This is a genomic window from Arthrobacter sp. 147(2020) (genome assembly GCF_013116715.1).
In the GTDB taxonomy this organism is placed as follows: domain Bacteria; phylum Actinomycetota; class Actinomycetes; order Actinomycetales; family Micrococcaceae; genus Arthrobacter_D.
On record NZ_JABFOM010000003.1, the window covers coordinates 168,513 to 189,941 of the forward strand.

Sequence of the window (21,429 nt, forward strand, 5' to 3'; positions counted from 1 at the left end):
GGCTATGCTCCCTTCACGGCAGTGCGTACGAGTACGACCTGGCCGCGGGCGCCGGGAACGGCACCCTTGATCAGCAGCAGCGACTTCTCGGCATCCACACCGTGAACCGTGAGGTTCAGGGTGGTCTGACGAACGGCACCCATACGGCCTGCCATTTTCATACCCTTGAAGACGCGGCTAGGGGTGGACGCGCCACCGATCGAGCCGGGCTTGCGGTGGTTCTTGTGGGCACCGTGGGATGCGCCGACGCCGTGGAAGCCGTGACGCTTCATGACACCTGCGAAGCCCTTACCCTTGGTGGTGCCGATGACATCGACCTTCTGGCCGGCTTCGAAGATCTCAACAGAGAGCTCCTGGCCCAGCGAGTAGGTGTCAGCATCGGAGGTACGCAGCTCAACCACGTGGCGGCGAGGCGTGACGCCTGCCTTTTCGAAGTGACCGGCCAGAGGCTTGGTCACCTTGCGGGGATCGATCTGGCCGAAGCCGATCTGGACGGCGCTGTAGCCATCCTGGTCCGCCGAGCGGAGCTGGGTAATGACGTTGGAGTCAGCCTGGACGACAGTAACCGGCACCAGCAGGTTGTTCTCGTCCCAGACCTGGGTCATGCCGAGCTTGGTGCCCAGGAGACCCTTTACCTGACGCGTAAGTGAAGTAGACATTATGATCCGCTCTCCCTTACAGCTTGATTTCGATGTTCACGTCCGCAGGCAGGTCGAGACGCATCAGCGAATCAACGGCCTTGGGCGTGGGGTCAATGATGTCGATCAGACGCTTGTGAGTACGCATTTCGAAGTGCTCGCGGCTGTCCTTGTACTTGTGCGGTGAGCGGATAACGCAGTACACGTTCTTCTCCGTCGGCAGCGGCACTGGGCCAACAACCGTAGCGCCTGCGCGCGTCACCGTCTCAACGATCTTCCGTGCTGATACGTCGATGACCTCGTGGTCATACGACTTCAGCCGGATGCGGATTTTTTGTCCCGCCATGGCGTCTCGACTCTCTCTCTCAAGAATTCTTGAATATCTGTCAGTTCCTGCACGTGCTGCGCCCGTTGCACTGGCGCTCCTCCCACAGACTGAATCCGGATAGTTCCGGGTTCCTCACCCTGTGGAGGTACCGACCCCCGCGCTCGGGCGTGTCGCGGATTCTTCGCAAACTGATCCATCGGTTTGCATCCACGTTTCCAGCCGAACTGAAGTGAGGGTGGTTATATTTGGGCTAACCGCCCGGTGAACACTGACCCTGCATCAGGCATTATCCTGATCGGGACGGTATCTCAAACCGCGCGCGCAAGCGCTTGAACAACTTGTCCAGTTTGCCAGATATCAGGGCAGAAGGCTAATTGGCGGCCCGACACGCCTTCCGCTGTGATGAACTTGACCCCGCCCCCTCCCCCACCGGCCGACGTCGTCCCTGCGGAAAAGTGCCCTCGTGCCGACGTCGTCCCTACGGAAGGTGCCCGCCGTGCAGGAACGCTGTAGCGCGATCGCTCTCCTGCAGCTCCGCCACTTTCCTGCCGCCAGCCCGCAGCGCAACGCGGGATCTGCAGCCGCGCCACTTTGCTACTCCCCGCAAAAAAGGGAAGGCCCCGCTGCAGCGCAGCGGGGCCTTCCCTCAGTGACTCGTAAGGAGTTACTTGATGATCTTGGTAACGCGTCCTGAACCTACGGTCCGGCCGCCTTCGCGGATAGCGAAGCCGAGGCCCTCTTCCATAGCGATCGGCTGGATGAGCGCAACGGTCATCTCAGTGTTATCGCCAGGCATAACCATTTCAGTGCCCTCGGGGAGGGTAATGACGCCGGTTACGTCAGTTGTGCGGAAGTAGAACTGCGGGCGGTAGTTGGAGTAGAACGGGTTGTGACGCCCGCCTTCGTCCTTTGCCAGGATGTAGACGTTAGCATCGAAATCGGTGTGCGGGGTGATTGAACCCGGCTTGACGATAACCTGTCCACGCTCAACATCTTCACGCTTGATTCCACGGAGCAGGAGACCACAGTTCTCGCCTGCCCATGCTTCGTCGAGCTGCTTGTGGAACATCTCGATACCGGTAACCGTGGTCTTCTGGACCGGACGGATGCCGACGATCTCGATTTCCGAGTTGATCTTCAGGGTTCCACGCTCGGCGCGGCCCGTTACAACGGTGCCACGGCCGGTGATGGTGAAGACGTCTTCAACAGGCATCAGGAACGGCTTGTCCTTGTCGCGGACGGGGTCCGGAACGCTGTTGTCGACGGCGTCCATCAGGTCCTCAACGGACTTGACCCACTCGGCGTCGCCCTCAAGTGCCTTCAGGCCGGAGACGCGCACCACTGGTGCCTCGTCGCCGTCGAAGCCCTGCGCGCTGAGGAGCTCGCGGACCTCCATCTCGACGAGGTCAAGAAGTTCCTCGTCGTCGACCATGTCGGACTTGTTCAGCGCGACCAACAGGTAGGGAACGCCAACCTGGCGGGCAAGCAGAACGTGCTCGCGGGTCTGAGCCATCGGGCCGTCGGTCGCAGCAACCACGAGGATTGCTCCGTCCATCTGAGCAGCACCGGTGATCATGTTCTTGATGTAGTCAGCGTGACCGGGGGCGTCTACGTGTGCGTAGTGGCGCTTCTCGGTCTGGTATTCAACATGCGAGATGTTGATCGTGATGCCGCGCTGCTTCTCCTCGGGGGCCGAGTCGATGGACGCGAAGTCGCGTGCCTCGTTGAGATTGGGGTACTTGTCGTACAGCACCTTCGAAATGGCAGCCGTCAACGTCGTCTTTCCATGGTCAACGTGACCAATGGTTCCGATGTTAACGTGCGGCTTAGTCCGCTCGAACTTTGCCTTCGCCACGGGTTCCTCCTAGAACGTTTTGAGAAGATTTGCTTCCCAGCCGCGCTGTTCGCGGCTGAAACTGTTGCAAGTCTACTGGGGGCTTTTACTTTGATGAAATTACTGCATGCTTCAGGAGCCGGATGGCTCCGTCAGCAGGGCTTGCGGAAAAGTTATTCGCCGCGGGTCTTCTGGATGATCTCGTCGGCAACTGCCTTCGGAACCTCCGAGTAGCTGTCGAACTTCATCGAGTACACCGCACGGCCCTGGGTCTTCGACCGCAAGTCACCGATGTATCCGAACATACCCGACAGGGGCACCATGGCCTTGATGACCTTGACGCCGCTGGCATCCTCCATGGACTGCATCTGGCCACGGCGGGAGTTGAGGTCACCGATAACTTCACCCATGTATTCCTCAGGGGTGCGGACTTCAACTTCCATCAGTGGTTCGAGCAGGACAGGGTTAGCCATCCGCGCAGCTTCCTTGAACGCCATCCGGCCGGCAATTTTGAACGCCATTTCGGATGAGTCAACGTCGTGGTAGGCGCCGTCAAGCAGTACTGCCTTGATGCCGACGACAGGGTAGCCGGCGAGCACGCCGTCGTTGAGGGCATCCTGGATGCCCGCATCGACGCTCGGGATGTATTCGCGAGGGATACGTCCACCGGTGACCTTGTTGTCGAATGCGTACAGGACGCCGTCTTCAACTTCCATCGGCTCGATGGCGATCTGGATCTTCGCGAACTGGCCGGATCCACCCGTCTGCTTCTTGTGGGTGTAATCGTGCTTGGCCACGGCGCGCTTGATGGTCTCGCGGTAAGCGACCTGGGGCTTGCCCACGTTGGCTTCGACGCGGAACTCGCGGCGCATGCGGTCCACGAGGATGTCCAGGTGAAGCTCGCCCATGCCGGCGATGATGGTCTGACCGGTGTCAACGTTGAGGGAGACCTGGAAGGTCGGGTCCTCAGCGGAGAGCTTCTGGATAGCCGTGGACAGCTTCTCCTGGTCACCCTTGGTCTTCGGTTCAATCGCAACCGAGATCACGGGGTCAGGAAAGCTCATCGACTCAAGCACGATCTGGTTGGCACTGTCGGAGAGAGTGTCGCCGGTAGTGGTGTCCTTCAGACCGATAGCCGCGTAGATGTGACCGGCAAGGGCTTCCTCAACTGGGATTTCCTTATTGGCGTGCATCTGGAACAGCTTGCCGATGCGCTCCTTCTTGTTCTTCGTGGAGTTGGTCACCTGCGTGCCGGCTGAGATCTGGCCGGAGTACACGCGGATGAACGTCAGCTGTCCGAAGAACGGGTGGGTAGCAACCTTGAACGCCAGAGCCGAGAACGGCTCTTCGGTGCTCGGCTTACGAGTCAGTTCGATCTCCTCGTCCCGGGGATCGTGACCGATCATCGGGGGAACATCCAGGGGGTTAGGCAGGTAGTCGACGACGGCGTCAAGCATCGGCTGGACGCCGCGGTTCTTGAACGCAGAGCCACACAGGACCGGGTAGATCTCGGAAGCGATGGTCAGCTTCCGGATTCCGGCCTTGATCTCCTCAACGGACGGCTCTTCGCCAGCCAGGTACTTCTCCATGAGCTCGTCGTCAGCTTCGGCAACGGCCTCGAGCAGGCTTGCCCGGTACTCGTTGGCCCGATCCACGAGGTCAGCAGGGATCTCTTCGATCTCGTACTTGGCACCCATGGTGACGTCACCCTTGGAGTCGCCACGCCAGGTCAGCGCGCGCATTTCCACGAGGTCGACGACGCCTTCAAAGTCGTTCTCAGCACCAATGGGCAGCTGGATAACCAGCGGCTTGGCACCGAGGCGGCTGATGATGGTGTCAACGGTGAAGTAGAAGTCAGCGCCCAGTTTGTCCATCTTGTTGACGAAGCAAATGCGGGGAACTTCGTACTTGTCGGCCTGGCGCCAAACGGTCTCGGACTGAGGCTCTACGCCTTCCTTACCGTCGAACACTGCGACAGCCCCGTCGAGGACGCGCAGTGAGCGCTCAACCTCAACGGTGAAGTCAACGTGACCGGGGGTGTCGATGATGTTGATCTGGTTGTTGTTCCAGAGGCAGGTCACGGCGGCGCTCGTGATGGTGATGCCGCGTTCCTTTTCCTGTTCCATCCAGTCAGTGGTCGAGGCGCCGTCGTGCGTCTCACCAATCTTGTGGTTGACACCCGTGTAGAACAGGATGCGCTCGGTAGTAGTGGTCTTGCCAGCATCGATGTGGGCCATGATGCCGATATTGCGGACCTTGTTAAGGTCGGTAAGCACGTCCTGTGCCACGGTGTCTCCCTTATTCTTGGGTTTCTAGAAGTCGGAGTCTGGTTACCAGCGGTAGTGTGCGAAGGCCTTGTTCGACTCGGCCATCTTGTGCGTGTCCTCGCGGCGCTTCACAGCTGCTCCGAGACCGTTCGAGGCATCCAGAATCTCGTTCATCAGACGCTCGGTCATGGTTTTCTCGCGGCGAGCCTTCGAGTAACCAACGAGCCACCGCAGGGCAAGAGCCATGGAGCGGCCCGGCTTGACCTCGACGGGTACCTGGTAGGTCGCGCCGCCGACTCGGCGGGAGCGAACTTCGAGGGAAGGTTTGACGTTGTCCATAGCCTTCTTGAGTGCTGCGACGGGATCGCCACCACTCTTGGCACGGGCACCCTCAAGTGCGCCGTACACAATGCGTTCTGCTGTGGACTTCTTGCCGTCGACGAGCACCTTGTTGATCAGCTGAGTGACCAGGGGTGAACCGTAAACGGGATCTACAACGAGCGGCCGCTTCGGGGCCGGGCCCTTACGTGGCATTACTTCTTCTCCATCTTCGCGCCGTAGCGGCTGCGAGCCTGCTTGCGGTTCTTGACACCCTGGGTATCAAGCGCACCACGGACGATCTTGTAGCGGACACCGGGCAGATCCTTCACACGACCACCGCGCACCAGCACGATGGAGTGTTCCTGAAGGTTGTGACCGACACCTGGGATGTAAGCGGTAACTTCGATGCCGCCGTTGAGGCGCACACGTGCGACCTTCCGGAGCGCCGAGTTCGGCTTCTTGGGGGTGGTCGTGTACACGCGGGTGCAAACGCCGCGCTTCATGGGGCTGCCCTTCAATGCGGGCGCCTTGGTCTTGACGACCTTAGGTGTCCGGCCCTTACGGACCAGCTGGTTGATAGTAGGCACTTCTGCGTTCTCCGTAATGTCTAGAGATATTGGCTGTCGTTTGCGCCGAACCACAGGGGTAAGCCGGAACGACTTGACCGTAGGCGTGCGAAAATGTGGCATTCGTTGTACAAGTTCCCTACAACGCGGAGATACGTCCGCTAGGACGCCGATCCTCTGCCACACAAACAATTACCTCTACTCTAGCAGAGATCGGGCTGCGCCCCGATTCCGGGCGGGTACACCCGCCTGTCCCCCACTCCGTCTGCGGTCGCCAGACCCTGCCGAAGCAGTCGGTTAACGCGGTCGGCCCCGCACACCCGAAGGTGTGCGGGGCCGACCAGGAACAGTTCCGTTTAGCGGAACTCGGAACCCATGTCGTAGTCATCCAGAGGGATGGCGTGGAACTCGGGAGTCATCGAGCCCTCGACACCTGCGTAGTCGAAGTCGCTGAACGCGCTAGGACCGGTGAACAGGTTGGCCTTCGCTTCCTCAGTCGGCTCCACAGTGATCTTCGTGTAGCGATCCAGGCCGGTACCAGCCGGGATCAGCTTGCCGATGATCACGTTTTCCTTCAGACCCAGCAGAGGATCGCTCTTTCCTTCCATGGCGGCCTGCGTGAGAACACGCGTGGTCTCCTGGAACGATGCGGCGGACAGCCACGACTCGGTGGCGAGCGACGCCTTGGTGATACCCATGAGCTCGGGACGGCCTGAAGCCGGCTTCTTGCCCTCGGACACCACGCGGCGGTTCTCGTCCTCGAAGCGGCGGCGTTCCGCCAGCTCTCCGGGAAGGAGGTTCGACTCGCCGGACTCGATCACCGTGACGCGGCGAAGCATCTGGCGGACGATAACCTCGACGTGCTTGTCGTGGATACCCACACCCTGGCTGCGGTACACGGTCTGCACCTCATCGACCAGGAATTCCTGGGCCTTGCGGGGGCCGAGGATCCGGAGGATCTGCTTCGGATCGACAGCGCCGAAGACCAGCTGCTGTCCAACCTCAACGTGCTCGCCGTCCGTGACCAGCAGGCGTGCACGCCGCAGGACAGGGTAGGCGATCTCTTCGGAACCATCGTCGGGGGTGACAACCAGCCGAAGCTGCTTCTCGCCGTCTTCGATGTTGACACGACCGGCAACCTCGGAGATCGGAGCGACACCCTTGGGGGTACGCGCTTCAAAGAGCTCCTGGATACGAGGCAGACCCTGGGTGATGTCCTCTGCCGACGCGATACCGCCGGTGTGGAACGTACGCATGGTCAGCTGCGTGCCTGGCTCACCGATCGACTGTGCAGCGATGATGCCAACGGCCTCACCGATGTCGACGGTCTTGCCGGTGGCCAGCGAGCGGCCGTAGCAGAGGGCACAGGTGCCCACGCTTGACTCGCAGGTGAGCACGGAGCGCACCTTGATGTCGGTCACGCCTGCGGCAAACAGCTCGCCAATCAGGACGTCGCCGACGTCGGAACCTGCTGGTGCGAGCACCTTGCCCTTGGAGTCAACGACTTCGCTGGCCAGGGTACGGGCGTAGGCGGAGTTCTCGACCTCTTCGTGCAGGACCAGCTCGCCATCGCTGTTCGGCACCGCAATGGTGACGTTCAGTCCACGCTCGGTGCCACAGTCGTCTTCGCGAACGATGACGTCCTGCGACACGTCCACCAGACGACGGGTCAGGTAACCCGAGTTGGCGGTACGCAGTGCGGTGTCAGCCAGACCCTTACGGGCACCGTGGGTTGCGATGAAGTACTCCAGCACCGACAGGCCCTCACGGTACGAGGACTTGATCGGCCGGGGGATGATCTCACCCTTGGGGTTAGCCACCAGACCACGGATACCCGCGATCTGACGGACCTGGAGCCAGTTACCACGTGCACCGGAGGACACCATACGGTTGATGGTGTTGTCCTTCGGCATCGCGCCGCGCATGGACTCGGCTACCTCGTTGGTGGCCTTGTTCCAGATGTCGATCAGTTCCTGACGGCGTTCCTCATCAGCGATGAGGCCCTTGTCGAACTGGGACTGAACCTTGGCGGCCTGCTTTTCGTAGACCTCCATGATTCCGGCCTTGTTGATCGGGGCGGAGATGTCGGAGATCGCCACTGTCACACCGGAGCGGGTTGCCCAGTAGAAACCGGCATCCTTCAGGTTGTCCAGCGTTGCCGCCGTAACTACCTTCGGGTACCGCTCGGCGAGATCGTTGACGATGGTGGACAGCTGTCCCTTGTCGGCAACCTTCTCAACCCACGGGTAGTCGGCTGGCAGCGTGTCGTTGAACAGGACCTGCCCGAGGGAGGTTTCGATCAGCGCTGGCGTTCCTTCTTCCCAGCCTTCAGGCGCAGCGACATCAGCGCTGGGCACGAAGTGTGGGATACGGATCCGGACTACCGAGTTCAGGTGCAGGACACCCATGTCGAAGGCCATGATGGCTTCGGCCGGGGTGCTGAACACGCGGCCCTCCCCTGCTGAGCCCTCACGCTTGGTGGTGAGGTGGTGCAGGCCGATGATCATATCCTGCGAAGGCAGGGTCACCGGACGGCCGTCCGAAGGCTTCAGGATGTTGTTCGAGGAGAGCATCAGGATGCGCGCCTCGGCCTGGGCCTCTGGGCTCAGCGGCAGGTGGACTGCCATCTGGTCGCCGTCGAAGTCAGCGTTGAACGCACCACAAACCAGTGGGTGCAGCTGAAGGGCTTTACCTTCAACCAGCTGCGGTTCGAACGCCTGGATACCCAAACGGTGAAGGGTAGGTGCGCGGTTGAGCAGCACTGGGTGCTCGGTGATGATCTCTTCGAGAACGTCCCAGACCTGCGGGCGGTAACGCTCGACCATCCGCTTGGCGCTCTTGATGTTCTGTGCGTGGTTGAGGTCAACCAGGCGCTTCATCACGAACGGCTTGAAGAGTTCCAGGGCCATCTGCTTGGGCAGACCACACTGGTGCAGCTTCAGCTGAGGGCCGACGACGATTACCGAACGTCCCGAGTAGTCAACGCGCTTACCCAGAAGGTTCTGGCGGAAACGACCCTGCTTGCCCTTGAGCATGTCAGAGAGCGACTTCAACGGACGGTTGCCCGGCCCGGTGACGGGACGGCCACGACGACCGTTGTCGAACAGGGAGTCAACAGCTTCCTGAAGCATGCGCTTTTCGTTGTTCACGATGATCTCGGGGGCACCGAGATCGAGCAGGCGCTTCAGGCGGTTGTTGCGGTTGATCACGCGGCGGTACAGGTCGTTGAGGTCGGAGGTCGCGAAGCGGCCACCGTCCAGCTGAACCATGGGGCGCAGTTCCGGCGGGATCACTGGAACTGCGTCGAGCACCATGCCCAGGGGGCTGTTGGTGGTGGTGAGGAACGCGTTGACAACCTTCAGGCGCTTCAGGGCACGCGTCTTGCGCTGGCCCTTGCCGTTCTGGATGATGTCGCGGAGCATCTCGGCCTCGGCTGGCATGTCGAAGTTCTCAAGACGCTTCTTGATCGCTTCGGCGCCCATGGAGCCTTCGAAGTACAGTCCGTAGCGGTCGCGCAGTTCGCGGTACAGGCCCTCGTCGCCTTCAAGGTCAGCAACCTTGAGGCTCTTGAACCGGTCCCAGACCTGTTCGAAACGCTCGATCTCGATGTCGGCGCGCTTACGCACGTTCGCCATCTGACGGTCGGCGGAGTCGCGTGCCTTCTTCTTCTCGGCAGCCTTAGCGCCTTCGCCTTCCAGCCGTGCAACCTCATCCTCAAGGTCCTTGGCGATGGTGGCGATGTCGGAGTCGCGCTGGTCGATCATCTGCTTCTTCTCAAGGTCGTGCTCGGCCTGGAGGTTCGGCAGTTCGGCGTGACGGTTTTCCTCGTCGACGGCGGTGATCATGTAGGCAGCGAAGTAGATGACCTTCTCGAGGTCCTTCGGTGCCAGGTCCAGCAGGTAGCCCAAGCGCGAGGGAACGCCCTTGAAGTACCAGATGTGGGTGACGGGTGCAGCCAGTTCGATGTGGCCCATGCGCTCACGGCGTACCTTGGCGCGGGTAACTTCTACACCACAACGCTCACAGATGATGCCCTTGAAACGGACACGCTTGTACTTGCCGCAGTAGCATTCCCAGTCGCGGGAAGGTCCAAAGATCTTCTCGCAGAAGAGACCGTCCTTCTCAGGCTTGAGGGTACGGTAATTGATGGTTTCCGGCTTCTTGACCTCGCCAAAAGACCAACCACGGATTTCGTCCGCAGTGGCTAGGCCGATTCGCATGAGGCCGAAGGAGGATTCGCTGGACATATGGTCCCTGTTCTCTCTTTGTTCTCTAAATTCTTGAAGTCTGGTGGGGTGCGGTGGGCAGTTAGGCCCGCACCGAGCCGGTGTTCGAGGAAGCGGCCTTTAATATTTCAAGGCCGTCCGCGGCCGAAGAAATTTCGTTGGCCGCTGATCGAACACCGGATCGGGGTGGTGAAACCTAGACTTCCTCGACAGAACTTGGCTCGGCCCGTGACAGGTCGATACCCAGTTCCTCCGCGGCCCGGAAGACTTCTTCATCCGAGTCACGCATCTCTATCGTGGTTCCGTCGGTGGAGAGTACTTCCACGTTCAGGCACAGCGACTGCATTTCCTTGATCAGTACCTTGAAGGATTCGGGGACACCCGGTTCTGGGATGTTCTCGCCCTTCACGATCGCTTCGTAGACCTTCACGCGGCCGTGGATATCATCCGACTTGATCGTCAGAAGTTCCTGCAGCGTGTAGGCGGCGCCGTAGGCCTCGAGGGCCCAGACTTCCATTTCACCGAAGCGCTGTCCGCCGAACTGTGCCTTACCACCCAGCGGCTGCTGGGTGATCATGGAGTACGGTCCGGTCGAGCGTGCGTGGATCTTGTCGTCCACCAGGTGGTGCAGCTTCAGGATGTACATGTAGCCGACCGAAATGGGGTCCGGGAACGGTTCGCCGGAGCGGCCGTCAAAGAGCAACGCCTTGCCGGAACCGCCGATGAGGCGCTTTCCGTCGCGGGTTTCCCGGGTGGAGTTCATCAGACCGACGATTTCGTCCTCGGTTGCGCCGTCGAAGACGGGGGTCGCAACGGTGGTCGAACCGCTTTCGCGGGGCAGGTTCGGGAGGTTTTTCAACCATTCCGGCTCGCCATCGATCTTCCAACCCTGCTTGGCCACCCAACCGAGGTGGATTTCCAGGACCTGGCCCACGTTCATGCGGCCTGGCACGCCCAGCGGGTTGAGCACGATGTCGACGGGGGTGCCGTCTTCCATGAACGGCATGTCCTCGATCGGAAGGATCTTGGAGATGACGCCCTTGTTACCGTGACGACCGGCCAGCTTGTCACCGTCGGTGATCTTGCGCTTCTGTGCCACGTAGACGCGGACCAGCTGGTTCACGCCGGGGGGCAGTTCGTCGTCGTTGTCGCGATCAAAGATGCGCACGCCGATGACCGTACCGGACTCGCCGTGGGGAACCTTCAGGGAAGTGTCGCGGACTTCGCGGCTCTTCTCACCGAAGATGGCCCGCAACAGGCGTTCCTCCGGGGTCAGCTCGGTCTCACCCTTGGGTGTGACACGGCCAACCAGGATGTCGCCTGCTTCAACCTCGGCACCGATGTGGATGATGCCGCGCTCGTCCAGGGCCCCCAGGACCTCTTCGGAGACGTTCGGGATGTCGCGGGTGATTTCCTCGGCACCAAGCTTGGTGTCGCGGGCGTCAACCTCGTGCTCCTCGATGTGGATCGAGGTCAGGACATCGTCGGAGACGATGCGCTGGGAGAGGATGATCGCGTCCTCGAAGTTGTGACCTTCCCAGGACATGAACGCGACGAGCATGTTCTTGCCCAACGCGAGCTCGCCCTGGTCGGTTGAAGGACCGTCGGCGATGATCGTGTTGTATTCAACGCGGTCACCGTCGGCAACCAGCACGCGCTGGTTGTAGGCGTTGCCCTGGTTGGAACGGGCGAACTTCATGATCGGGTAGTTCGTCTCGGTGCCGTCGTCGTTCAGGATGCTCACCATGTCGGCTGAAACCTCCTTGACCACGCCAGCCTTGACAGCGGTGACTGCGTCGCCGGCGTCGACTGCCGCGTTTTTCTCCATACCGGTGCCCACCAGGGGACGCTCGGAGCGGAGCAGCGGGACAGCCTGACGCTGCATGTTCGCACCCATGAGGGCACGGTTCGCGTCATCGTGTTCCAGGAACGGGATCATGGCCGTGGCCACCGACACCATCTGGCGCGGGGAAACGTCCATGTACTCGACCTCGATGGCCTCGACCAGCACAGGCTCGCCTGAACCACCGCGGGTACGCACCAGAACCGTAGGTTCGATGAAGTTGCCCTTGTCGTCGAGCGGGGCGTTTGCCTGAGCAATCAGGCGCTCCACCTCGTCGTCCGCGGTGAGGTAGTCGATCTGCTCGGTCACGATGCCGCCAACTACCTTGCGGTAAGGGGTTTCGATGAAGCCGAAGGTGTTGATGCGTCCGTAGGATGCCAGCGAACCGATCAGACCAATGTTCGGGCCTTCAGGGGTTTCAATGGGGCACATACGTCCGTAGTGGGACGGGTGAACGTCTCGAACTTCCATGCCTGCACGGTCACGGGACAAACCGCCCGGGCCCAGCGCTGACAGGCGACGCTTGTGCGTCAGACCGGCCAGTGGGTTGTTCTGGTCCATGAACTGCGACAGCTGGGACGTTCCGAAGAACTCCTTGATCGCAGCGACGACCGGACGGATGTTGATCAGGGTCTGGGGCGTGATGGCCTCAACGTCCTGGGTGGTCATCCGCTCACGGACAACGCGCTCCATCCGGGACAAGCCGGTGCGGACCTGGTTCTCGATGAGCTCGCCGACCGCACGGATACGACGGTTGCCGAAGTGGTCAATGTCGTCGACCTCGACGCGCAGTTCGACGTCGCCGCCGTCGCGCTTGCCGGTGAGGGTCTTCTCATTGGCATGCAGGGCAACCAGGAACTTGATCATCGCGACGATGTCGTCGATGTTCAGGACCGAGGCATCCTTGTCGTCAAGGCTCTTGTCGATGCCGAGCTTGCGGTTGATCTTGTAACGACCAACCTTGGCCAGGTCGTAGCGCTTGGGGTTGAAGTACAGGTTGTCGAGGAGCGTCTTGGCGGCCTCGACCGTGGGTGGCTCTCCCGGGCGAAGCTTCCGGTAGATGTCCAGCAACGCGTCTTCCTGCGTTTCGGTGGTGTCCTTCTCCATGGTGGCGCGGATGGAGTCGTACTCGCCGAAGGTCTCAAGGATCTGGCCCTCGGTCCAACCCAGTGCCTTCAGGAGCACAGTGACTGACTGCTTGCGCTTGCGGTCAAGGCGGACGCCGACCTGATCACGCTTGTCGATTTCGAGTTCGAACCAGGCGCCACGTGACGGGATGATCTTCGCACTGAAGATGTCCTTGTCACTGGTCTTGTCGGCGGTGCGCTCGAAGTAGGCGCCCGGCGAACGGACCAGCTGTGAAACGACGACACGCTCGGTGCCGTTGATCACAAACGTGCCCTTCTCCGTCATCAACGGGAAGTCGCCCATGAACACTGTCTGCTGCTTGATTTCGCCAGTGTTGTTGTTCATGAACTCGGCCTTGACGTACAGCGGAGCCGCGTACGTAGCGTCGCGGTCCTTGCACTCGGCCATGGTGTACTTCGGATCGGCGAACTCCGGCTCCGAGAAGCTCAGGGACATGGTGCCCTGGAAGTCCTCGATGGGGGAGATCTCTTCAAAGATGTCAGCGAGACCGGATGTGGAGGCCACACCCTGGAGTTTCTGTTCCAGAGCTTCCTGCACGCGCGCCTTCCAGCGATCGTTTCCAACCAACCAGTCGAAACTGTCAGTTTGGAGCGCGAGGAGGTTAGGAACATCCAGCGGTTCGTGAATCTTTGCGAATGAAAGCCGGGGGGCGACGCCGTCGGCGTCGACCTGGCTGGTAGCGGTTGCATTATTAGAGGTGCTCGAGGCGACCAAGAGGGATCCTTCCACAGACCTTCGGCTTGTTCAGCTATATCCGCCCTCTTTGCACTGCCGCCGCGTATCAACGCGGGGATTGTGTGTGCGAACCAATTGCCTGCGGTCATACCGGACAGTGAATCTGCCGTTAAATGAGTAACGCAAGACAAAGCCCACCGCTATATGAAGGCCGAGGTTAAGAGGAAAGACGCAAATATCTACTGTACTGCAGAGCGCCCATCCTGTCCAGCCCGGGTGTGGTATACGTGATCCGGGTCAACCCATCCCGGTCAACCTGCCTGGGTCACCCAGATCAGGAGCATGGTCACCAGGAACCCGGTGAGGAAGTTTAGCCTGATGAAACGCCGCCATCCCCGGTTGGCGGTTTCGCAGTCCTCGTCGCTGAGATTCGCGAACGGCAGGATGCTCAGGATGTAGGGCAGGGCCAGCAGCCCACCCAGCGTTGCCGGCCAGGGCACTAGCAGCATGAGCAGTCCGCTCAGCAGATAGGCGACGACGGCGAAGCGTACGACGGCGCGTGCCCCGAGGACCGTGGCAATCGAGGCGATGCCGCCTTCACGGTCGGCCTGGATGTCCTGCACCGCGCCGAAGGCCTGGCTGGCGACTCCCCAGAGGAAGAACGCTCCCAGCACCGCCCAGAGGCCGACGTCGAAGGTGGCGCCAGCAAGCACCAGCCCGAACACGGCAGGGCTGACGAAGTGGGTGCTGGACGTGACCGAATCGAGGAAGGGTCGCTCCTTGAACCGGAGTCCCGGAGCGCTGTACGCGATCACCGCGAACACGCTCACCGCGAGCACCAGCGCAGACAGCGGGTTGCCAAGCAGCAGCAGTGCCACCAGGAACGGGACATTCGTCACCACAGCAGCCCACAGCGTGACGCGATGGAAGCGGCGGTCCAGGACAGCACCCTCCACCCCACCCTTGCGGGGGTTCCGGAGATCCGACTCGTAGTCGAAGACGTCATTGATGCCGTACATGGCCAGGTTGTAAGGGATCAGAAAGTACAGCGTCCCCAGCACGAAGGCAAGGTCGATGGACCCGGTCGTGAGGAAGTAGGCGGCTGCAAAGGGGAACGCAGTGTTCACCCAGGAGACGGGGCGGGAGGAGACCAGCAGCATTTTCATTGTGCCGGACAGGCTGGTCCCGGCCTGGGCGCTCATGGGTGGCTCCGTTCAGCCGGGGCCGAAGTGGCCGATGGCGTGAAGAGGGTCCACAGCGCTGGCAGAAGCACCACCGCCGCGAGGGGGTAGGCAAAGTCCTCGAGGGGTGCGACTCCCACAAACACGCCGGAAATCCAGTCGGGGTTGTAGCCGAAGAACCCCAGCTGGATCATCAGGTTGTCGAAGACGGCTGTGAGGAGGAGCAGAATGACAGCAGACAGGGTTACCGCCCACCAGGACAGGGTGGCTGCACCCGCGCCGGGTCCAGCCCCGGCGACAGCGGAACGGGCACGACGGCGGGAGCCCACCTCCGCCACGAGGGCGACGACCGTGACGGGGACCAGGAAGAGGGCGTTGAGTGTCCAGTAGGTCACTGAGCCACCTGCGTTCGCGAGTCGACGATCCGTTTCATCAGCAGGTACAGGTTCATCGCCATCCAGCAGAGGAAGGCCAGGAAGAACAGCTCCTCCAGCGGAAGCTCGGGGGCGAGCATAACGCCGATCATCAACTCGGAATCCCCCTTGTAGAAAATGTCCGACCCAATGCCGCCGAGGTCCCAGGCCAGGAAGAACGCCACCCCCAGCGCGAGGACCAGGGCCGCCCGGCGCGGCGCTGCCCAGAAAAACAACCCGTACCGGTAGTCCATCAGGGCCGCGCAGGCCAGTCCGCCCAGCAGGGAGATCAGGTAAAGCGCTGAGATCATTGCCGGGCCTTGCGATCGGCGGCCCCTGATCCAAGCACCGGGGCAACCAGGGGTTCAGCCAGCGGGCCGGTGCTGGTGTCTGAACGCAGCCGCTTGATCAGCAGTTCGGCGCTGATCAGGCACATGGGGATGCCGATGCCCGGAATGGTGGAGCTGCCCGCGTAGTAGAATCCCTCGACCTTGCGGCTCTTGTTGCGGCCCCTGAAGAATGCGCTCTGCTTGAGAACGTGTGCTGGGCCGAGCGAGGTGCCCTGCCAGGCGTTGAAGTCCCCCACGAAGTCCTGCGGCCCGTAGGTGCGCCGGACCACAATGCGGTCGGCGAGATCGGGGATATCCGCCCACTTGCTGATCTGGTCGATCACTGTGTCGGCGAGGCTTTCGATGCTGCTGTCCCCCGCGCCGTCGATCCCGCCGGCTCCCAGTCCGGGGTCAGCAGGCAGCGGCACCAGTACGAAGACGTTCTCGTGCCCCTCTGGGGCCACACCGGGATCGGTGGCACTCGGCCGGCATACGTATAGGGATGCGGGGGTCGGCACCGAAGTGGTCTTGCCGAAGATCCGGGAAAAATTGTCCTCCCAGTCAGCAGTGAACAGGAGGGTGTGGTGTTCCAGTTCAGGCAGTCCGCCTCTGACGCCCAGATACATCAAGAGGGCACTGGGCCCAGCCGTCCGCCGCGACCAATACTTCTCCGGGTAGGTCTGGTCGGCGGGTTGCAGGAGCTGTGTTTCCGCATGGTGCAGGTCGTTGGCTGCGATCACCGTGTCCGCCGCGGTGGTGTGCACGGTCCCGTCGGCCGCGACCCAACGGACGCCGGTCACCCGCGCCTTCTGGGACCGTCCGTCACCGGGCAGGGTGAGGATTTGCTCTACCCGTGCCCCGGTGATGATCTCGACGTTTCGATTCCGGGCCTGTGAGTCGATGGCTTCGGTCAGCCGGGTGAACCCACCCATCGGGTACAGGACCCCGTCGTCGAGGTCCAGGTGGCTCATCAGGTGGTACATGCTGGGCGCTTCGAACGGGGAGGTGCCCAGGAAGACCGCCGGGTATCCGAGGATCTGGCGCAACCGGTTATCAGTCACCGTGGCGGCGGCGAGCCTGGACAGCGGCTGCAGCAGCAGGCGGACCAGCTTGGGGACCCGGCTGAGCACATCGGGGCGGAGCAGCGGCAGGAATGACTGGAAGGTGGTGTAGAGGAAACGCCGGGTGGCCATGGTGTAGGTCTCGCCAGCCGAATCCAGATACTTCTCCAGTGCCTCCCCCGCGCCCGGTTCGATGTCATTGAACAGCTTGACGACGTCGGCCCGCTCAGCAGGAACGTTGATGGGCTGGCTGTACCCCTCGGAGTACACCCGGTACCCCGGATCAAGCTTGACCAGGTCCAGCTCCGCTGAGGCGCTGGTGCCGAGCAGTTTGAAGAAGTGGTCAATCACCTCGGGCATCAGGTACCAGGACGGGCCGGTGTCGAACCTGAACCCGTCGCGCTCCCACAGGCCTGCACGCCCGCCCGTGGCTGCCTGCTTCTCCAGCACTGTGACGTCATGGCCCTCCTCGGCGAGCAGTGCCGCCGATGCGAGGCCAGCAATTCCGCCGCCGATGACTACTACCTTCCGGCGTGGGCCGTTCACTTGGCTGTTCAGGGGTGCGTGGGAGTTCATGGCAGCCTTCCGGTGGTCATCAGAGTGTTTCATCAGGCTGCGGGACACGGCCCGCCAGCGCCCGGGCGGCGATCCGGAGTTTCACCGGGTTCGGCACCCGGACCCGCGTCGAGAGGAGTTCCTCGGCAGGGGTGTTGCGGAGTCGAGCGGAGAGCTCGGCGAACAGCCCCTGGGCCAGGGCGACGGCGCGGCGGCTGGACCCCGGGAGGTCCCGAAGGGCCGCCGCCGACACTGAAAGGTCAGCGGCAATGTCGTCGAGGAGCCGGTGCTTGTCTGCCTCACCGAAGTTTCCGGGCCTGATGCCGGGGAAGTAGCTGCGTCCCAGGGACTCGAAGTCGTCGGCAAGGTCGCGCAGAAAGTTGATCTTCTGGAAGGCAGCGCCCAGCCGGCGGGCACCGTCAACGAACTTTTGTTCCTGGGCGGCGCTCGGCTGGGGTACTTCCCGGTACAGGAAGCATTTCAGGCACATGAGTCCTACCACCTCGGCTGAGCCGTAGACGTACTCGTCGAAGGACTCCTGGGTGTGCTCGGTGCGGTCCAGGTCGGCGCGCATCGAGGCGAAGAAGGGACGGGTCAGCTCGGCGGTGATACCGGTTTCCCGTGCGGTGTTGGCAAAGGCGTGGACCACCGGGTTGGCGCTGTACCCGGCGGCCATGGCCCGCTCGGTCTCACTCTCCAGACCGTCGAGCAGCTCACGCGTCTGGTCGGGGCTGAGCCCGGCGGCGGCGGCAGCGCCGTCCACCACCTCGTCGGCGACCCGGACCAGCGCATAGACCGTCTCGACGTGCTGGCGGACGTCGCCGCCCAGCAGTCTGGAGGCCAGCCCAAACGAAGTGGAGTAGGACTTGATTACTACCGTCGAGGTGCGGTGCGTGACGGAAGTGTAGAACGCAAGAGCGTCGCGTGGCTGCATGGGGGGTTACCGCACCCTCGCCAGGACGGCCGTGGCAACCGGGGCCAGCCCGTCACGCAGTTCGGCCGGGACGTGGGAGGCACTCAGGTGGTCCTGCGCCCGCTGTGCATAGTCGCCGGCCAGGGACACCACGTGATCCAGTGCCCCGCTGGACCGCAGGACTCCACGGATCTTTTCTGCCCCGGCGGCTGAGAGCTCCGGCGATCCGACGAGCGAGGAAATCTGCTCCCATTCGTCCCGCTGGGCAACGTAGGAGATCAGGGCGGTCCGTTTGCCTTCCCGCAGGTCGCCCCAGGTGGTTTTCCCGGTGGTCTTCTCGTCGCCAAACACGCCGAGAATATCGTCGGCCAGCTGGTAGGCAATCCCCACGTCCCTGCCGAAGTCGCCGAGTGAGTCGATGACCGCCTCATCGGCGCCCGCCAGCACGGCGCCAGCCTTGAGCGGGCTTTCAAAGGAGTAGACGGCCGTTTTGAGCCGCGCCATCTGGAGGGTTTCCTCGGACGTAGCCGTCTCGGAGGTTGAGGCGTCGACGTCGAGCAGCTCCCCCGCCGCCGAGGCAAACACTGCGTCATCGAGGAGCTCGCCGAGCCGTTCCCGGGTAGCGGGGTCCGTGCGGACGCCGTCGAGCAAACGGTGCGCACTGGACAGCGCCAGGTCGCCGGCGATCAGCCCCATCGACAGTCCGCGGTGCGCGGCGTCGTCGGGCGCGAGGCCAGCATCCTCAGCCAGCAGGCGATAGGTACCCGAAACGTTGGGGATCCCCCGCCGGACAAAATCCCTGTCGATCACATCGTCGTGGACGATCAGTGCTGTGTGGAGCATCTCGAAGGACGCCGCCACCAGTGCTGCGGTGGCCCGGTCGGTTCCGGACAGGCAGTCGTAGGCGGTCATCACCATGCGCGGGCGGAAGCGCTTCCCGCCAGCTGCACAGTTCTCGAGTGTTTCCCACAAGTGGTGGTACGTGGGACCGAGGGTCGCGGCACGGGCCTTCGAGCGGGCGAAACTATTTGCGAGGACACTTTCCACCTGCTCCAAGCCACGGGAGTCGACCAGCAAGGTTTCCATGTCCATAGGTAAAGTAAACACTGACCCCGCATTCATTAGCTAAACGACTTTGGTCAGAAAGCGGTCAAACAGTGCTTGTAACAGACGGCAGTTCCGGATCCGGTGCTGAACTGGTGGTGCTCGTTGACGAATCCGGCACTCCCACCGGGACCCAGGACAAGGCGGAGGTGCACCACACGTCGACGCCGCTGCATTTGGCCTTCTCCACCCATGTATTCGACGACGACGGCAGGATCCTCGTGACCCGCCGGGCGCTGTCCAAGCGCACCTGGCCGGGGGTCTGGACCAACTCGTTCTGTGGGCACCCCGGGCCGGGCGAGTCCACCGTCGACGCGATTGCGCGTCGGGCGGACTACGAGCTGGGGATCTCCGTGACTGACCTCTCCCTGGCGCTGCCGGAGTTCAGGTACCGGGCTGTGGACTTCTCGGGCGTTGTCGAGAACGAGATCTGCCCGGTGTACACCGCGCGCGTCGTGAGCCCCCTGTCCCCGAGGGACTCGGAGGTCAGCCAGTGGGAGTGGGTTGACCCCCACCAGCTCGTGGAAGCGGTCCGTCTCACTCCCTGGGCCTTCAGCCCCTGGCTGACGCTTCAGCTTCCGCAGCTCTACCCTGCAGGGTAGTGCCTTCGGGAGAGTAGTCTCCCTACCTGTCCGCCGGGCGGAAACGCTTCGCCCAGCGCTCCCACGGCGGTGAGACCGTCCAGTGCAGCGCGATCGTGCGGAAGGCACGCACGAAGCGGCGTCGCAGGTCGGCTCCCCCGATGAGCGCCCGGGGTGAAATCCCGACCCGCAGCGAGAAGTCGCACGCCGTCCGATGCCCCGGAGCCAGCGCAAACGCGAGGTCGACGTCGTCGTGTACCTCGGGGTCGGCCGAATGCACGCGGGCACGCACCGCTTCCCACACCTCGGAGCGGAATGCCATATTGGAACCGAACAGCGGCCAGTGCGCCATGGCGGCCCCCATCAGGACCAGGTAGGCCCGCATGTACAGCAGGTCGGCAGCGGCCGCCCGCCACCGGGAGACGTCGTAGAACTGTCCGGGGCCGGTGAGCGCGGCGAGGCCGACGTCGTCGGCGAAGCGGGTGCCGATCTTCTCCAGCCAGTCAGCTGACGGCATCGAGTCGGCGTCGCACCGGACAATGATGGTGCCGCGGGCCGCATTGTAGCCAGCTGCTGCCGCGGCTCCGATCCCGATCACCGGTTCGGTCACCACCCGCGCCCCGTGGGCCTCGGCGATCGCGACTGTCGAGTCGGTTGAACCATTGTCGACCACGATCACCTCCAGCGGCTGCCGGGTCTGGGCATCGAGAGCCCGCAGACACAGGGCCAGGAGGTCACCGTCGTTGCGGCACGGGATGACCACTGAAAGCGTTGGGGGCATGCCATTGATACTAGGGTGTTTTACATGATTGACGATCTACTTCGACCTCCGTCAACTGCCTGGGGGGTGGCGGCCGACCTGGTCCGCCTAGCGGCTCTGCTCAGCGTCATCGCAGTCCTGCTCTGGTGGGGGCCAGTTGAATTTGCAGTGCTTTTTCTGGTGCTTGGCGGAGTCCTCGTGTCCAGGATGGTCCAGGTTGACCCCCGGATCGATGCAGCCTACGGGATGGCACTCCTCGTGGCGGCCTGGAGCGCCGTGGTCGACCTGTACGAGCGGATCTCCTGGTGGGACCTCGTCATCCATACGCTTGCCACAGCTGCCATTGCGCTCATCGCCTACCTGCTGCTGCTGCGGATGCGGTATCTCCCTCGACCTGGCCCGGGCCGCCGGGCCGCGACAGGAGTCACGATCATCACCCTTGCCCTCGGCCTCAGCCTGAGCGTGGTGTGGGAGTTTGCCGAGTGGGCCGGAAACAAATACATCACCAATGAAATCAATGTGGGCTACGAGGACACGTTGGGTGACATTGCTGCCGGTGGGGTCGGCTCATTGGTGGCCGGGATGGCGCTGGCATCAACGCTGTCCCGGAGCCGTCACCCCATTTCAGTTAATGCTCACTAGCTGAGCTGGGTCGGACAGAGTAGCCTTGACGCAACTGCTTCAA

Annotated in this window: 17 protein-coding genes; 2 read left to right on the forward strand and 15 right to left on the reverse strand. The window is 62.4% G+C overall.

Translation table 11 applies throughout. The features are described 5' to 3' along the window. Positions 1–2: 2 nt before the first annotated feature. The 14 genes from rplC to HMI58_RS04365 form a co-directional block, all read right to left on the reverse strand. A complete protein-coding gene (gene rplC, locus HMI58_RS04300; protein ID WP_171583901.1) occupies positions 3–659 on the reverse strand; it encodes a 50S ribosomal protein L3 in 657 nt (218 codons plus the stop codon). Between the two features lie 16 nt (positions 660–675). Further along, positions 676–984: a 30S ribosomal protein S10 gene (gene rpsJ, locus HMI58_RS04305; protein WP_003803825.1), complete on the reverse strand. Its 309-nt coding sequence runs from the start codon at positions 982–984 to the stop codon at positions 676–678. 646 nt (positions 985–1,630) lie between these two features. Further along, positions 1,631–2,821, reverse strand: coding sequence for an elongation factor Tu (gene tuf, locus HMI58_RS04310; protein ID WP_171583900.1), 1,191 nt, complete (start codon positions 2,819–2,821; stop codon positions 1,631–1,633). A gap of 152 nt (positions 2,822–2,973) precedes the next feature. Next, positions 2,974–5,088 (reverse strand): elongation factor G, encoded by a 2,115-nt coding sequence (gene fusA / locus HMI58_RS04315; RefSeq protein WP_171618256.1) that lies wholly within the window; start codon positions 5,086–5,088, stop codon positions 2,974–2,976. Positions 5,089–5,130: 42 nt separating this feature from the next. After that, positions 5,131–5,601 (reverse strand): 30S ribosomal protein S7, encoded by a 471-nt coding sequence (rpsG, locus tag HMI58_RS04320; RefSeq protein ID WP_019481489.1) that lies wholly within the window; start codon positions 5,599–5,601, stop codon positions 5,131–5,133. Then, entirely contained in the window at positions 5,601–5,975 is a 375-nt protein-coding gene (gene rpsL / locus HMI58_RS04325) for a 30S ribosomal protein S12 (protein ID WP_019481488.1), read from the reverse strand. The genes rpsG and rpsL overlap by 1 nt, the downstream gene beginning before the upstream one ends. Positions 5,976–6,310: 335 nt before the next feature. Beyond that, a complete protein-coding gene (locus HMI58_RS04330) occupies positions 6,311–10,201 on the reverse strand; it encodes a DNA-directed RNA polymerase subunit beta' (protein ID WP_171583898.1) in 3,891 nt (1,296 codons plus the stop codon). Between the two features lie 175 nt (positions 10,202–10,376). Beyond that, positions 10,377–13,886, reverse strand: a complete 3,510-nt coding sequence (gene rpoB, locus HMI58_RS04335) for a DNA-directed RNA polymerase subunit beta (protein ID WP_171583897.1) — start codon at positions 13,884–13,886, stop codon at positions 10,377–10,379. Positions 13,887–14,158: 272 nt separating this feature from the next. Continuing rightward, complete coding sequence (locus tag HMI58_RS04340; RefSeq protein WP_171618257.1) at positions 14,159–15,049, reverse strand: prenyltransferase; 891 nt, start codon at positions 15,047–15,049, stop codon at positions 14,159–14,161. Then, positions 15,046–15,423 (reverse strand): lycopene cyclase domain-containing protein, encoded by a 378-nt coding sequence (locus tag HMI58_RS04345; RefSeq protein WP_171618258.1) that lies wholly within the window; start codon positions 15,421–15,423, stop codon positions 15,046–15,048. Before HMI58_RS04345 ends, HMI58_RS04340 begins: the two co-directional genes overlap by 4 nt. Continuing rightward, positions 15,420–15,752, reverse strand: a complete 333-nt coding sequence (locus HMI58_RS04350; RefSeq protein WP_171583894.1) for a lycopene cyclase domain-containing protein — start codon at positions 15,750–15,752, stop codon at positions 15,420–15,422. The genes HMI58_RS04345 and HMI58_RS04350 overlap by 4 nt, the downstream gene beginning before the upstream one ends. After that, positions 15,749–17,407 carry a phytoene desaturase family protein gene (crtI, locus tag HMI58_RS04355; protein ID WP_171618259.1) on the reverse strand — a complete coding sequence of 553 codons (1,659 nt, stop codon included), beginning with the start codon at positions 17,405–17,407 and terminating at the stop codon, positions 15,749–15,751. Before crtI ends, HMI58_RS04350 begins: the two co-directional genes overlap by 4 nt. Before the next feature lie 19 nt (positions 17,408–17,426). Then, entirely contained in the window at positions 17,427–18,320 is an 894-nt protein-coding gene (locus HMI58_RS04360) for a phytoene/squalene synthase family protein (RefSeq protein WP_171618260.1), read from the reverse strand. 6 nt (positions 18,321–18,326) lie between these two features. Further along, complete coding sequence (locus HMI58_RS04365; RefSeq protein WP_171618261.1) at positions 18,327–19,391, reverse strand: polyprenyl synthetase family protein; 1,065 nt, start codon at positions 19,389–19,391, stop codon at positions 18,327–18,329. Between the two features lie 65 nt (positions 19,392–19,456). On the opposite strand from HMI58_RS04365, the gene idi reads away from it, so the two are divergent. Next, entirely contained in the window at positions 19,457–20,005 is a 549-nt protein-coding gene (gene idi / locus HMI58_RS04370) for an isopentenyl-diphosphate Delta-isomerase (protein WP_171618262.1), read from the forward strand. A 22-nt stretch (positions 20,006–20,027) separates the two neighbouring features. Here the strand turns inward: idi and HMI58_RS04375 are convergent, their stop codons facing one another. Beyond that, a complete protein-coding gene (locus tag HMI58_RS04375; protein ID WP_171618263.1) occupies positions 20,028–20,765 on the reverse strand; it encodes a glycosyltransferase family 2 protein in 738 nt (245 codons plus the stop codon). A 24-nt stretch (positions 20,766–20,789) separates the two neighbouring features. On the opposite strand from HMI58_RS04375, the gene HMI58_RS04380 reads away from it, so the two are divergent. Continuing rightward, positions 20,790–21,386: a hypothetical protein gene (locus tag HMI58_RS04380; RefSeq protein WP_171618264.1), complete on the forward strand. Its 597-nt coding sequence runs from the start codon at positions 20,790–20,792 to the stop codon at positions 21,384–21,386. Positions 21,387–21,429: the final 43 nt, after the last annotated feature.

Excerpts from the sequence above, each read along its gene's own strand:
- rpsJ (WP_003803825.1), bottom strand. The coding sequence starts at position 984 with ATGGCGGGACAAAAAATCCGCATCCGGCTGAAGTCGTATGACCACGAG.
- HMI58_RS04340 (WP_171618257.1), bottom strand. The coding sequence starts at position 15,049 with ATGAGCGCCCAGGCCGGGACCAGCCTGTCCGGCACAATGAAAATGCTG.
- HMI58_RS04365 (WP_171618261.1), bottom strand. The coding sequence starts at position 19,391 with ATGGACATGGAAACCTTGCTGGTCGACTCCCGTGGCTTGGAGCAGGTG.
- HMI58_RS04375 (WP_171618263.1), bottom strand. The coding sequence starts at position 20,765 with ATGCCCCCAACGCTTTCAGTGGTCATCCCGTGCCGCAACGACGGTGAC.
- HMI58_RS04380 (WP_171618264.1), top strand. The coding sequence starts at position 20,790 with ATGATTGACGATCTACTTCGACCTCCGTCAACTGCCTGGGGGGTGGCG.
- HMI58_RS04350 (WP_171583894.1), bottom strand. The coding sequence starts at position 15,752 with ATGATCTCAGCGCTTTACCTGATCTCCCTGCTGGGCGGACTGGCCTGC.
- HMI58_RS04330 (WP_171583898.1), bottom strand. The coding sequence starts at position 10,201 with ATGTCCAGCGAATCCTCCTTCGGCCTCATGCGAATCGGCCTAGCCACT.
- crtI (WP_171618259.1), bottom strand. The coding sequence starts at position 17,407 with ATGAACTCCCACGCACCCCTGAACAGCCAAGTGAACGGCCCACGCCGG.
- HMI58_RS04360 (WP_171618260.1), bottom strand. The coding sequence starts at position 18,320 with ATGCAGCCACGCGACGCTCTTGCGTTCTACACTTCCGTCACGCACCGC.
- rplC (WP_171583901.1), bottom strand. The coding sequence starts at position 659 with ATGTCTACTTCACTTACGCGTCAGGTAAAGGGTCTCCTGGGCACCAAG.
- rpsG (WP_019481489.1), bottom strand. The coding sequence starts at position 5,601 with ATGCCACGTAAGGGCCCGGCCCCGAAGCGGCCGCTCGTTGTAGATCCC.